Source organism: Paenibacillus sp. RC334 (assembly GCF_030034735.1).
In the GTDB taxonomy this organism is placed as follows: Bacteria; Bacillota; Bacilli; order Paenibacillales; family Paenibacillaceae; genus Paenibacillus; species Paenibacillus terrae_A.
Genome location: NZ_CP125370.1, coordinates 3,617,682 through 3,630,735, shown reverse-complemented (window position 1 = coordinate 3,630,735; position 13,054 = coordinate 3,617,682). Strand labels below are relative to the sequence as shown.

General features: G+C 48.0%; 14 protein-coding genes and 1 pseudogene. All 15 read left to right on the top strand.

Annotated features, from left to right (window positions below):
* Nucleotides 1-14: 14 nt before the first annotated feature.
* Nucleotides 15-920: a UDP-N-acetylmuramate dehydrogenase gene (gene murB, locus QMK20_RS16720; RefSeq protein ID WP_044649280.1), complete on the top strand. Its 906-nt coding sequence runs from the start codon at nucleotides 15-17 to the stop codon at nucleotides 918-920.
* Complete coding sequence (gene murA, locus QMK20_RS16715) at nucleotides 910-2,220, top strand: UDP-N-acetylglucosamine 1-carboxyvinyltransferase (RefSeq protein WP_283652490.1); 1,311 nt, start codon at nucleotides 910-912, stop codon at nucleotides 2,218-2,220. The genes murB and murA overlap by 11 nt, the downstream gene beginning before the upstream one ends.
* Nucleotides 2,221-2,276: 56 nt before the next feature.
* Complete coding sequence (locus QMK20_RS16710; protein ID WP_283652489.1) at nucleotides 2,277-3,041, top strand: cell division protein FtsQ/DivIB; 765 nt, start codon at nucleotides 2,277-2,279, stop codon at nucleotides 3,039-3,041.
* Between the two features lie 199 nt (nucleotides 3,042-3,240).
* Nucleotides 3,241-4,512 carry a cell division protein FtsA gene (ftsA, locus tag QMK20_RS16705; protein WP_044649278.1) on the top strand — a complete coding sequence of 424 codons (1,272 nt, stop codon included), beginning with the start codon at nucleotides 3,241-3,243 and terminating at the stop codon, nucleotides 4,510-4,512.
* Nucleotides 4,513-4,579: 67 nt separating this feature from the next.
* Entirely contained in the window at nucleotides 4,580-5,704 is a 1,125-nt protein-coding gene (gene ftsZ, locus QMK20_RS16700) for a cell division protein FtsZ (protein WP_283652488.1), read from the top strand.
* Between the two features lie 233 nt (nucleotides 5,705-5,937).
* Nucleotides 5,938-7,017 (top strand): sigma-E processing peptidase SpoIIGA, encoded by a 1,080-nt coding sequence (gene spoIIGA / locus QMK20_RS16695; RefSeq protein ID WP_283652487.1) that lies wholly within the window; start codon nucleotides 5,938-5,940, stop codon nucleotides 7,015-7,017.
* Between the two features lies 1 nt (nucleotide 7,018).
* A pseudogene (gene sigE, locus QMK20_RS16690) lies at nucleotides 7,019-7,760 on the top strand (RNA polymerase sporulation sigma factor SigE).
* A 96-nt stretch (nucleotides 7,761-7,856) separates the two neighbouring features.
* Nucleotides 7,857-8,639 (top strand): RNA polymerase sporulation sigma factor SigG, encoded by a 783-nt coding sequence (sigG, locus tag QMK20_RS16685; protein ID WP_007431182.1) that lies wholly within the window; start codon nucleotides 7,857-7,859, stop codon nucleotides 8,637-8,639.
* Nucleotides 8,640-8,763: 124 nt separating this feature from the next.
* On the top strand, nucleotides 8,764-9,102 hold the full coding sequence (locus tag QMK20_RS16680; RefSeq protein ID WP_044648401.1) for a YlmC/YmxH family sporulation protein: 339 nt from the start codon (nucleotides 8,764-8,766) through the stop codon (nucleotides 9,100-9,102).
* Nucleotides 9,103-9,198: 96 nt separating this feature from the next.
* Nucleotides 9,199-10,083: a peptidoglycan editing factor PgeF gene (gene pgeF, locus QMK20_RS16675; protein ID WP_283652486.1), complete on the top strand. Its 885-nt coding sequence runs from the start codon at nucleotides 9,199-9,201 to the stop codon at nucleotides 10,081-10,083.
* 8 nt (nucleotides 10,084-10,091) lie between these two features.
* A complete protein-coding gene (locus tag QMK20_RS16670) occupies nucleotides 10,092-10,793 on the top strand; it encodes a YggS family pyridoxal phosphate-dependent enzyme (protein ID WP_283652485.1) in 702 nt (233 codons plus the stop codon).
* Nucleotides 10,784-11,236, top strand: a complete 453-nt coding sequence (locus tag QMK20_RS16665; RefSeq protein ID WP_025684635.1) for a cell division protein SepF — start codon at nucleotides 10,784-10,786, stop codon at nucleotides 11,234-11,236. Before QMK20_RS16670 ends, QMK20_RS16665 begins: the two co-directional genes overlap by 10 nt.
* A 7-nt stretch (nucleotides 11,237-11,243) precedes the next feature.
* Nucleotides 11,244-11,501 (top strand): YggT family protein, encoded by a 258-nt coding sequence (locus QMK20_RS16660; RefSeq protein WP_014282426.1) that lies wholly within the window; start codon nucleotides 11,244-11,246, stop codon nucleotides 11,499-11,501.
* Nucleotides 11,502-11,509: 8 nt separating this feature from the next.
* Nucleotides 11,510-12,292, top strand: a complete 783-nt coding sequence (locus QMK20_RS16655) for a YlmH family RNA-binding protein (RefSeq protein ID WP_283652484.1) — start codon at nucleotides 11,510-11,512, stop codon at nucleotides 12,290-12,292.
* Nucleotides 12,293-12,463: 171 nt separating this feature from the next.
* Nucleotides 12,464-12,973: a DivIVA domain-containing protein gene (locus QMK20_RS16650; RefSeq protein ID WP_014282424.1), complete on the top strand. Its 510-nt coding sequence runs from the start codon at nucleotides 12,464-12,466 to the stop codon at nucleotides 12,971-12,973.
* Nucleotides 12,974-13,054: the final 81 nt, after the last annotated feature.

The following is a 13,054-nucleotide window of genomic DNA, read 5'->3' as shown; positions in this document are numbered from 1 at the left end:
GAGGTTTCAGTACAATGCAGCAATGGATGCCATTATTAGCGGAGCATGATATCGGAAAAGTACTGGAGCATGAGCCGCTTTCCAAATATACGACGTGGAAGATTGGAGGTCCGGCGGATGCTCTTGTCATCCCGGATACCAAGGAGCAGCTAGCAACTTTACTGCGGCTGGCTGGCGAGCACGGAATCCCGTGGATGCAGTTGGGACGGGGCTCGAACATGCTCGTTTCTGATAAAGGAATCCGGGGCCTCGTGATCAAGCTGGGACCGGGATTTGATTATGTCCGTTTTGAAGATGAACGGATCGTCGCCGGTGGAGGCGTGTCACTAGTCAAACTGTGTGTTATGGCCAGCAAGCAGGGGCTATCCGGCCTCGAATTTGCGGGAGGTATCCCAGGATCGGTTGGCGGGGCTGTCTACATGAACGCTGGTGCCCATGGGTCTGATGTGTCACAAATATTCCAGTCCGCTGAGATTGTGCTGGATACAGGGGAATTGGCTGTGTATGATGCCGAACAAATGCATTTCAGCTATCGTCACTCCGTGCTGCATGAGCAGCGTGGAATGGTGACAGAGGCGGTGTTTCGGATGAAGCAGGGTAACCGTGAGGAAATTTCGGCGGCTCTTGCGGCTTTCAAAGATCGTCGTAGGCTGACTCAGCCGTTACAACTGGCTTGTGCGGGAAGTGTGTTTCGCAATCCGCCAGGAGACTATGCGGCCCGTCTCATTGAAAATGCAGGTCTCAAGGGCTTAAAAGCGGGAGGCGCTGAGGTTTCCGTACAGCATGCCAATTTCATTGTTAATACCGGTCAAGCGACAGCAGAGGACGTGCTTACCCTAATGAAGCATATTCAAAGTACAATATCATCTCAAACCGGCATCAAGCTAGTTCCGGAGGTTTTCGTAGTGGGTGAGCGGTAAACTCGGAGGTGATACATTGGACAAATTGGTGATTGAGGGAGGCCGTCCCTTGTCAGGCACCATACGTATCCATGGGGCAAAAAACGCGGCACTACCCATTCTTGCGGCAAGCTTGCTTGCACAAGGAAAAGTAGAAATTCGGAATGTGCCCCATCTATTAGACATTAAGGTCATGCTGCACATCCTTGAGAGACTTGGCTGTACATGCCGACATGAAGAGGAAACGGTATACGTGGATACGTCGTCCGTCCGAACGTTCCAGATTCCGGAAGATTTGATGAAGCAGATGCGCTCGTCTATTTTTCTGATGGGACCGCTGCTCGCCAGATATGGAGAAGTTTCCATTTACCAGCCGGGAGGCTGTGCCATAGGCGAGCGCAAAATTGATCTTCACTTGGAGGGCCTGAAGGCTCTTGGAGCGGAGATCGTGGAAAAAGAAGAACAAATTACGTTTCGGGCTCGCAAGCTGACTGGAACGGATATCCATTTGGATTTCCCGAGCGTAGGGGCCACCGAAAATATTATGATGGCCGCTGCGTTGGCTGAAGGACGAACGACGATTACCAACGCAGCGAGGGAACCTGAGATTCAGGATCTTCAAAACTTCCTGAATGCGATGGGAGCTCGTATTATCGGAGCGGGGACGGATACGATTACAATTACGGGAGTCAACTGTTTGAATCCGTGTACGTATGAGGTTATTCCCGATCGCATCGTAGCTGGGACCGTTATGATCGCGGCTGCGGCCACACGCGGCAGTGTGTCGTTGACACACTGTAATCCCTCCCATTTGTCCGCTCTGATTCATGTCCTCAGGCGGGCTGGTGTTCAAATCGGTATCTTGAATGATATAATGACCGTAAGTTGCATGAGCCGCCCCAAAGCAGTGGAGAGGATTGTTACCTCCCCTTACCCGTCTTTTCCGACGGACTTGCAGTCTCAAGTCATGGTTCTGCTTTCTCTGGCAGATGGCTTTAGTGTGATGAAAGAGACGGTCTTCGAAAGCCGATTCAAACATGTGGATGAATTGAATGTGATGGGTGCCGATATTACAGTTGATGCGAATGCAGCTTTTATACGGGGAGTTCCCCGTCTGTACGGGGCCACGGTAGAGGCTACCGATCTACGCGCAGGGGCTGCGCTGGTTATAGCGGGTCTGGCCGCTCAAGGACTTACCATTGTCGAGCAGGTACACCATATTGACAGAGGGTATGACCGGATCGAGCGTCTTTTCCAGGGACTGGGTGCCCGAATGAGCCGTCAGTCTCCGGTGCCGGAGCAGTTGGATTTCGTAAATTAATGCCTGTAATGTCCCTCCGTTAGCGGAGGGACCAAAGGCTTTTGTGGAGAGAAGCTATGCCAAACGCTCAAATACCTGTTCTTAAACAGAACAGAATGAAGAAAAGAACAAGTCGGAAGATTGCCATACTGCTCATTTTGTTGTTTATCGTACTGCTTGCTGTTCTCTTTTTCCGTTCCTCATTAAGCCGGGTTTCTGAAATCCGTTTTGACGGCAATGTATTTTCGACCCAGGAACAGTTGCTTAATCGAAGTGGTCTGGCTATCGGTGATCAGTATTTCGGAGTCAGTTCTTCGGGCATTTCCGAGAAGCTGCGAGAGATTCAGTCGATTCAACAAGTAACAGTGGACAAGCAGTTTCCGGGAGTCATTGCTGTTCATATTAAAGAGTTTGCTACGGTTGCTTACGAGTTGCAGAGTGATGGGAGCCTGCGCGCCATTCTTGCGAATGGGACCAGCGTAGGCGTGGGCAGTAGCGGAATTGCGGTTGAGAAGCCTATTTTAACCAAATGGAAATCGGATGATCCCTACAAAGCAAAGCTATGTGATGCGTTATCTCGGATTCCGGGGGAATGGACAGCCGACATATCGGAAATCATTCCCGCGCCGATACCCTCTTTTCCAGACCGCATCAAAATGTATACACGCTCTCAATTTGAGGTTATTACGACGGTTTCTCTGCTGAGCTCTAAAATCAGTTATTTGAATCAGGTGCTGGAAACAGAAGAGCCTGGTTTGATCACAATGCTGGAGGCAGATTCCTACGTTCCGTTCAAACAGGATACGAGCGAAGAGCCCCAAGAAAAAGATACTACTCAGTGATGTGAAAAAATGCTAGAATTGATTTTATGGGTAATAGACTTGCCTCCTTCTTTTTTCTTCAAATTTTTATGTGACTGCAACCATAAATTGGCTTCTAAAAAATTTGTAGAAAAAAGAGGGAAAGCATGGAGTATGTTGAATATGTACAGAGTGTGTTCAAAGAACGAAATTCATTTTGGAGTCAGGAGGTGCCACAGACTTGAGCAACAATGACATCATTGTTAGTTTGGACATCGGTACATCCAAAGTTCGGGCTATTATTGGGGAAATGAACAATGGAACCTTTAATATTATTGGAGTTGGATCTGCCGACTCGGAAGGGATTCGCAAAGGTGCAATTGTAGACATCGATCAAACCGTGCAATCAATCCGTAACGCCGTGGATCACGCAGAGCGCATGGTTGGTATTCAAATAACAGAAGTGTATGTGGGGATTTCAGGCAACCATATTGGCCTGCAAAATAGTCATGGCGTAGTAGCCGTGTCCAACGAGGACCGTGAAATCGGTGAGGAGGACATTGAGCGTGTGCTCAAGGCAGCTGAAGTTATTGCAGTACCACCAGAGAGAGAAATTATTGACGTGGTAGCCAAGCAGTATGTCGTGGATGGCCTTGAAGGTATTCAAGACCCTCGCGGTATGATCGGAGTTCGTCTGGAAGTAGAGGCTACGATTGTTACGGGAGGCAAGACGCCGATACATAATCTGTTGCGCTGCGTTGAGAAGGGCGGCTTGAGAATCAAAGATTTGGTGCTGCTACCTCTGGGCGCCGGACAATTGTCACTTTCGAAGGATGAAAAGGTGATGGGTTCGGTGCTGGTGGATATTGGTGCAGGCTCTACAAATGTTGCTATTTTCCAGGAAGGAACGATTGTTGCCACATCTACACTTCCCATCGGCGGAGAATTTGTAACCAATGATATTGCCTACGGACTGAGAACCCTTACCGATCAAGCCGAAAAAGTAAAGCTTAAATACGGCTGCGCATGGTATGATGATGCGGCAGCCGATGTCGTCTTTAAAGTGACCCGCATCGGCAGTAATGTCGATAAGGAATTCAATCAGCAGGACTTGGCTGCCATTATTGAGCCGAGGGTGCAGGAAATTTTTCAACTCATTCAGGCGGAAGTTAAGCGCTTGGGTTACACAGAGCTTCCGGGGGGTTATATACTTACCGGAGGCACCGTCTCCATGCCTGGTGTACTTCAGGTGGCACAAAGCGAACTGGCCGCTTCTGTAAGGATCGCCGTACCAGACTTTATCGGTGTAAGGGATCCGGGTTACACAAGCGGAGTCGGCATCTTGCATAATGCCATTCGCTACTATCGCGGAAGATCGACCAGCGTTAGCAGCAACAGCGGTGGAAGTTCCAAGAAGCCGACCAACCGAACCAAGAGCAGTCCCGTTGCGGAAGGCGAGCAAAAGCAGGGGTTGATTGAACGCTTAAAAAACATGTTCAGTGAGTTTATATAACGTTCATTGCTAATTATGCCAATCATGGACGGGCCATCCATGCACATTGAGGGGGAGATGGAATAGTATGTTGGAATTTGATTTTGAAATGGAGAGCTTGGCTCAAATTAAAGTGATCGGCGTCGGAGGCGGCGGCAGCAATGCGGTTAACCGAATGATCGAAAATGGTGTTCAGGGTGTGGAGTTTATCACCGTCAACACAGATGCTCAGGCGCTTCATTTAGCGAAGTCTGAGCATAAGCTTCAAATTGGTGATAAGCTGACTCGTGGTTTGGGTGCCGGAGCTAATCCGGATGTGGGTAAAAAAGCGGCTGAGGAGTCGCGTGAACTCATTATGAACACACTCAAAGGTGCGGATATGGTATTCGTGACGGCGGGAATGGGTGGCGGTACAGGTACTGGAGCAGCTCCTGTCATTGCTGAAATTGCCAAGGAATGCGGCGCGCTGACTGTAGGCGTTGTAACACGACCATTCACATTTGAAGGGCGTAAGCGCTCCAATCAAGCCGAGCTGGGCATTGAGGGATTAAAAGAAAAGGTAGACACTTTAATTGTTATCCCAAATGATCGCCTGCTTGAAATTGTGGATAAAAAGACCCCTATGCTGGAAGCATTCCGCGAAGCGGACAATGTTCTTCGTCAGGCGGTACAAGGTATTTCTGATTTGATCGCTGTACCGGGTTTGATCAACCTCGACTTTGCTGACGTGAAAACGATTATGACGGAGCGTGGCTCCGCTTTGATGGGGATTGGCGAAGCAACTGGTGAGAATCGGGCGGCTGAAGCAGCACGCAAGGCTATTATGAGCCCGTTGTTGGAAACATCCATTGAAGGCGCACGGGGTGTGATTATGAACATCACTGGCGGCAACAATCTGTCTTTATACGAAGTGAATGAAGCAGCTGAAATTGTAACCTCGGCTTCCGATCCGGAGGTCAATATGATCTTCGGTGCCATCATTGACGAAGAGTTGAAAGAAGAGATTAAGGTTACCGTCATTGCAACTGGCTTTGAAGGTAAACCAAGCCAACCGGCACCTGGGCGTAAACCGACTGCTAACCCGGCGGCACCTGAATCGGCGGAGAAGGGTTCTCCTAACTTGCGTCCGTTCGGCAACACTCAGAGCAGTGATCAACTCGATATTCCGACATTTTTACGTAACCGTTCACGCAATAATAATAACGATAACTAGATTGAAATCGGATAGCCCGTATTCTCCTTGGAGATGCGGGCTTCTTTCTATTTTCTGTATCTCGTATTCGATTCGTTGGCTGATTCCATTGTAAGAACTCCATTTTTACCATTTCCCGTGCTTCTCCCCTTTCCGACAAAATTAGTCGGTCACCGTCCCCATCGTTAGACAGACTTTGAACAGCATGACTACTATACTTAAGCCTATCCTGCAAACGCTGGGCGGGTGAACCTTTGGTTGTTTACATCGACTTAATTTTTTTGGCCAATTTGTTCATTGATGCTGTACTGCTGATGGCTACCGCCTGGATGAGAAAAATTCGTCTGGTGTGGTGGCGGCTGCTTGCTTCGGCTGTTATCGGTGCGATGTATGTGGTCATGATGTTTGTGCCGGAGCTGTCCTTTTTATTTACATTCCTGATTAAGCTGGCATTATCGGTCATTATGCTGTTGGTGGCTTTTGGATTTGGCAGCATGCAAAAGTATCTTCGTACGATGGGTGCTTTTTATATGATCAATTTTGTAGCAGCGGGAGGAATTCTGGGGATGCATTATTTACTCCAGAGTACGGGGGAATTGTTTAATGGCATCTGGTACACGGCTTCAGGTGGAATGTCCTTTGAGCTGAAAATTGCATTCTGGTTTATCTTATGCACATTTGGCGGAGTGATGCTTTTCTTTCGTATTGTGCAATCTTCAAAGCATCGCGCGGAAAGGATGAGTGGATTTCTGGGTGAGGTGCAGGTATGGATCGGACAGGATCATATTGAGTGTACAGGCTTGTTGGATACGGGGAACCAACTTCATGATCCTTTGACCAGGTCACCAGTGATGGTCATGGAGGCTGCCTTGTGGGAGGCATATTTACCCTCTTCCTGGCTCCAAAAGCTATCTGAGGGAAATGCGGATCAACTGGTGATGGAGTTGGGAGACGAATCGTTCAACTGGCAGGATCGAGTTCGTCTTGTTCCCTATCGTGGCATTAACCGTAACCACTCCTTTATGCTCGCACTCAAACCGGATCGCGTAGAGGTGGTGATGAATGGGGCTCGTTATGTGCATCATCGGGTGCTGATCGGCTTGGATGGGGGGAAGCTGTCAGCAGAGGGAAAATACCGCGCGATCATTCATCCAGATGTGACGGCACACGCGGAGGGGGCTGCTGAGCCGGAGGATCATAAGCAGGAAGCAAGCTTTGAAGCGCAGGACGATGGTCGTGGACACACGATCAGGTCTGAAGGCAATCAGGCTATTGCTGTAACGGACGAAGGGATGCAGCGAGATTTAGCACCATTTTCAGAAGGGGGAGAATGACATGTGGGAACAGATGAAATTCAAGATGAAAATCAGGTTGACTTTACAGTTGCAATATTATCGTATTTTATTTTTATTCGGGTTAAAAAGTGAAGAGATTTATTATATCGGCGGCAGCGAGGCGCTCCCCCCCGCCGCTGACGAGGGATGAGGAAGAGTATTTGCTTGGAAAACTCTCTTCCGGTGATGCAGCAGTACGCTCCATGTTGATTGAACGGAATTTGCGGCTGGTGGTGTACATTGCACGTAAGTTTGAGAACACAGGAATCAACATTGAGGATCTCGTATCCATAGGGGCGATTGGACTTATCAAGGCAGTTAACACCTTTGATCCCGAGAAAAAAATCAAGCTCGCTACCTATGCTTCCCGATGCATCGAAAATGAAATTTTAATGTATTTGCGCCGAAATAGTAAAACGAGAACGGAAGTTTCTTTTGACGAGCCTTTGAATATTGATTGGGATGGGAATGAGTTGCTACTTTCCGATGTGATGGGGACGGAAAATGATACCATTTACCGCAATATTGAGGAGCAGGTGGACCGCAAATTATTGCATAAGGCGCTGGATAAGCTGACGGATCGGGAACGTCTGATTATGGAGCTGCGTTTTGGCTTGCAGGACGGGGAAGAGAAGACACAGAAGGATGTTGCTGACCTGTTAGGCATCTCGCAATCCTATATTTCGCGTCTGGAAAAACGTATTATAAAGCGCTTACGGAAAGAGTTCAACAAAATGGTGTGACGTTTGGGTATATTCGGAAGCGATGGAAACGGCGAATAAAAAAACACCCTCAGGAGATAATGTACATTAATGTTGCTCCTTGGGAGGTAAGACACGATGACCCGAAACAAAGTGGAAATTTGCGGTGTGGATACCGCCAAACTGCCGGTGCTAACCAATGCGGAAATGCGCGAGCTGTTCACATCACTTCAGCAAAATAATGAACGATCAGCCAGAGAAAAATTGGTTAACGGCAATTTACGGCTCGTCCTGAGTGTGATTCAGCGCTTTAACAATCGGGGAGAGTTTGTTGACGATTTGTTTCAGGTAGGATGCATCGGCCTGATGAAGGCGATTGATAATTTTGACCTTTCGCAAAACGTGAAGTTTTCCACTTATGCGGTGCCGATGATTATCGGTGAGATACGCCGGTATTTGCGGGACAACAATCCGATCCGTGTATCCCGTTCGCTGCGAGATATTGCATATAAGGCGCTTCAAGTGCGGGATAGTCTGACAAATCTGAATTCGCGGGAACCGACGATTTTTGAAATTTCTGAGGCGCTGAACGTGCCTAAGGAAGATGTTGTGTTCGCATTAGATGCGATTCAGGACCCGGTTTCGCTGTTCGAGCCGATATATCACGACGGGGGCGACCCAATCTATGTGATGGATCAGATCAGTGATGACAGAAATAAGGACGTCTCATGGATTGAGGAAATCGCTCTGCGGGAAGCGATGCATCGCCTGGGCCAGCGTGAAAAGATGATATTGTCCATGCGTTTTTATGAAGGAAAGACGCAGATGGAGGTTGCCGACGAAATCGGTATCTCTCAAGCCCAGGTTTCGAGATTAGAGAAGTCGGCTATACAGCAAATGCAAAAGCATGTGAAGTCTTAGTTTTAAGGGAAGAGAAGCTTGGAAGGCACACTGATAAAAACGATCCTGTGTGGATCGTTTTTGCGTTTAAAGGACATTTTTTGGGTTCTCTCGCTCATATAGTGAAATAAAGGATGTGATGCGTGTGAGTACGCCGGAAACGTCGGTAAGGGCCATGAAAATTTCCGAGTTTCAAACAAAGGATGTCATTAACATTGTAGATGGGCGACGATTGGGACAAATCAGTGATTTGGAGATTGATGTACGGCAGGGCAAAATCGAGGCCATTGTTGTCCCTGGCAGCAGCCGTTTTATGGGCTGGTTTGGAGGGGGAAGTGAACTGGTCATTCCTTGGCGCAACATTGTGAAAATTGGCTCGGATGTGGTACTTGTACGATTGGAGGGACTGCATGAGCCGCAGGGTGATGGTGAGGAAAAAGTATATATTGAGCGCCAGGAACGAAATGATCGACGGGGATTTTGAACAGTGATTTTGAGCTTTAGGAATATGTGCATTTGACAGCTATGTGAAGACACGGCGGCGGCTTTTTGGTACACTGGGCAGTAGAGGTGAGAACGAATGGAACCGTTTGTAGTAAATACCGGGGCAACGGGTGTCGCGTCAACGGCAGATGGCACGCATCCTTTGCCGGAGTTGTTATATATTCAATCCTGGGAGAAACAGGTTCGCGGATTGACAGCAGGCTTTACCGGACGCCATGGCGGTGTCAGTGAAGTGCCTTATGAAAGTCTGAATTGTGCGTTTCATGTAGGGGATGACCCGGAGAAAGTTATTCGCAATCGGCAGCTTATTGCGGAGCAGCTCGGATTTATGCCTGAAGCCTGGACCTGTGGAGAGCAGGTACACGGTAATCACGTTGCTGTTGTAAAGGCTGCTGACCGCGGGCGTGGCTTTGTGGATCGTGTATCCGCTTTTCAGGATACAGACGGACTGTTGACCGATGCACCAGGCATTTTACTGACATCCTTTTATGCGGATTGCGTGCCGTTATATTTTTGTGATCCGGTGCGGCGTGTGGTTGGGCTGGCGCATGCGGGCTGGAAAGGAACAGTTGCGGAGATTGCGCTGAAAATGGTGCAAACGATGCAGACCGAATATGGATCTCAGCCGTCCGATTTGCTTGCAGCCATTGGCCCTTCCATTGGTTCTGAGTCATACGAGGTGGATGAGCATGTTATGAGCCAAATTCGGGTTTTGGAGCATGATTGCCCGGGTAATGATAAATGGGAAGGTACTGTCTATTTCCCGTTAGGCGGCGGAAAAACGCTCCTTGACTTGAAACAATGCAATCGACACATTATGATGAAAGCAGGAATATTGCCGAGCCGTATCGAATGTACTACCTTATGCACGAGTAGCCGCAGCGATTTGTTTTTTTCGTATCGCAAGGAAGGCGGCGTCACAGGGAGAATGGCGAGCTGGATTGGTCTGGAAGAGAGGTGAGTCCTCCCGTGTCTTTGGAGGAACGAATTAAAGAAGTGAACGCCCGTGTGGAAGCGGCATGTGCCCGCAGCGGACGTTTGCGTGAAGAAGTAAATGTGATTGCTGTCACGAAATATGTTTCAGCAGTGGCGATGGCATCCGTATTAGACAATGGCTTGGAGCATGTTGGCGAAAATCGCTGGCAGGATGCTGCGGATAAATGGAGCAAGCTGGGTGACCGGGGAACATGGCATTTTATCGGTCATCTGCAAACCAATAAGGTTAAAGATGTTATTGGAAAATTTGAATTTATACACTCGCTTGATCGGTTGTCGCTGGCTCAGGAATTGGACAAGAAGGCGGCTGCTCTTGGACTAAGGATCAAAGCCTTTGTGCAAGTTAATATTTCAGGGGAAACTTCGAAATATGGCCTTTCTTCTGAGGCGGTGGTACCTTTTCTGAAACAAATTCGCGATCTGGAGCATGTGGACGTGATCGGCTTGATGACAATGGCTCCCCATGAGGAAGACCCGGAGAATACCCGGCCTGTATTTCGGGGGCTACGTGAACTGCGTGATGCGTTAAATGGACAAGCTTTAACGAGAGAACCTATTGTTCACCTGTCGATGGGCATGTCTAATGATTTTGAGGTGGCGGTTGAAGAAGGAGCGACCTGGTTACGGCTTGGTTCTGTACTGGTCGGACGAGAGGAGGATTTCCATTGGGCGTAATGAATAAGTTCATGAACTTCCTGGGACTTCAGGAAGAAGAGGAAGTTGTAGAGCGAGAGGTTATGAATACGCCGGAAGATCAAGAAATTGAAACCCCAAGCTTTGATAAACGTAAGAACCAGAAGGGCAATAATGTTGTCAGCATCCATTCACAGAAAAATGTGAAAGTTGTCCTGTATGAGCCGCGTTCTTATGATGAAGCACAGGAAATTGCCGACCACATTCGTTCCCATCGTACAGTCGTGGTCAATTTGCAACGCATCCGTAAGGATCAGGCGTTGCGCATCATTGATTTTTTAAGTGGTACTGTATATGCGTTGGGCGGGGGGATTTCCAAGGTGGGCAATAATATTTTCCTGTGTACACCGGATACGGTTGAAATTCAAGGCTCCATTACGGAAATACTAGCTGACACTGAACAAGAACTTAACAGAATGAGGTGAGCTTTTCTTGATCGAGGTAATCGGTTGGCTATTTCAGATTTATTCTTACATGATCATTGCATATGTCCTGATGTCATGGCTTCCTAATGCAAGAGAAAGTGTAATCGGTGATTTACTTGCCAAGTTTGTGGAGCCGTATTTGTCTCCTTTTCGCAGATTTATACCGCCAATCTTCGGGATGATTGATATTTCACCCATCGTTGCGCTGATTGCTCTGCGTTTTGCGTCGTACGGTTTGATGTCTTTAATTAGCAATTTCGTCTAGGAGGACTTATGCGAACCGAGATTTATGAGCATTTTCACCCGGATGAACGGGATTATGTAGATCGCGCTTCCGAATGGATCAGTCATGCGGGGGCTTATCATGAGCAGAAGCTGACTGATTTTTTGGACCCGCGTCAACTGTACATATTGGAGACGCTTGCTTCGAAGGAAGACAAGGTCACGATTAGGATAGATGGCGGCTATGAGGCATCGGAACGAAAGCGGGCGCTGATTGCGCCCGATTATTCGTATTTGGACGAGGAGAATATGGGGATTCAGGTTCTTTCCGTTTTGTCCGATGATCATAAAATTAATACGTTGGAGCACGGTGATTACTTGGGTGCGATATTGGGACTTGGAATCAAGCGTGGAAAAATCGGGGATATTCATGTGCTGGACGATGGGTGCCATGTATTGGTGGCTTCAGAGATCAGCGATTTTATTACAATGCATTTACAGCAGGTTCATCGTGTTCATGTGTGGACCGAACTGTTGCCTCCAGAAAATCTGCGGACGAAGGATGTTGCATTGGAGCCGCTGGACCTGACGGTGGCTTCTTTGCGTCTGGATGGCATTGCCAGTGATGTGTACAAGCTCAGCCGGAGCAAGATTTTAACTCCGATCCGGGCCGGACGTTGCCGGGTGAATTGGAAGGTGGAGGAGAATCCATCCACTTCACTTAAAGCGGGGGACGTTATTTCCATGCAGGGGTTTGGGCGTTTCAAAGTGCTGGAAACAGATGGAATGACAAAAAAAGGAAGATTCCGTGTCAAAATTGGCAAGTTTATATAGCTGGAGGCAGGAATCACGAGCTTTCTGTCGAAAGAATTAAGCTATAGCGGAGAACTGGAACGATTTTGCTCTGTACAGCATTCACAAAACGGGGTATGATGACCGATAGATGATAGTGAGCGTCGTGACGCGGAAAATGTTTTTTTGTCAATCTTATAGGAGGTGGACGGCATGCCATTAACGCCATTGGATATACATAACAAGGAATTTGCCCGCCGGCTTCGCGGTTATGACGAAGATCAGGTCAATGAATTTTTGGATCAGGTGATCAAGGATTACGAGGGCGTTATCCGTGAAAATAAAGAACTGAGTACACAGCTGTTGAATGTTCAGGAAAAGCTCGATCATTTTTCGACCATTGAGGATACGTTGAGCAAGACGATTATCGTGGCGCAAGAAGCGGCTGATGAAGTCCGTAACAATGCCAAGAAAGAATCGCAGCTCATCGTGAAGGAAGCGGAAAAAAATGCGGACCGCATTGTGAATGAAGCGTTGTCCAAATCCCGCAAAATTGCGTTGGAGGTCGAGGAACTGAAGAAGCAGGCTTCGATTTACCGGGCACGTTTTCGTACATTGGTGGAGGCGCAGCTTGACTTGTTAAGTCAGGACGGATGGGAAGCTCTTGAAAATCGTGAACGCGAAGTGCTGGAGCGTGAGCGTGAAATGAAAGAGATTTATTAATCGTCATTTCTGACAGCGATGATTGGGTCTCGTCAGGGTTGACTTTTATCTTCAAACAGGCTATAACTGTAAATACTATAC

What these genes read in the sequence shown, in the direction of transcription:
- murB (WP_044649280.1), top strand. Translation starts at nt 15, where the DNA reads ATGCAGCAATGGATGCCATTATTAGCGGAGCATGATATCGGAAAAGTA.
- QMK20_RS16710 (WP_283652489.1), top strand. Translation starts at nt 2,277, where the DNA reads ATGCCAAACGCTCAAATACCTGTTCTTAAACAGAACAGAATGAAGAAA.
- ftsZ (WP_283652488.1), top strand. Translation starts at nt 4,580, where the DNA reads ATGTTGGAATTTGATTTTGAAATGGAGAGCTTGGCTCAAATTAAAGTG.
- sigG (WP_007431182.1), top strand. Translation starts at nt 7,857, where the DNA reads ATGACCCGAAACAAAGTGGAAATTTGCGGTGTGGATACCGCCAAACTG.
- pgeF (WP_283652486.1), top strand. Translation starts at nt 9,199, where the DNA reads ATGGAACCGTTTGTAGTAAATACCGGGGCAACGGGTGTCGCGTCAACG.
- QMK20_RS16655 (WP_283652484.1), top strand. Translation starts at nt 11,510, where the DNA reads ATGCGAACCGAGATTTATGAGCATTTTCACCCGGATGAACGGGATTAT.
- QMK20_RS16650 (WP_014282424.1), top strand. Translation starts at nt 12,464, where the DNA reads ATGCCATTAACGCCATTGGATATACATAACAAGGAATTTGCCCGCCGG.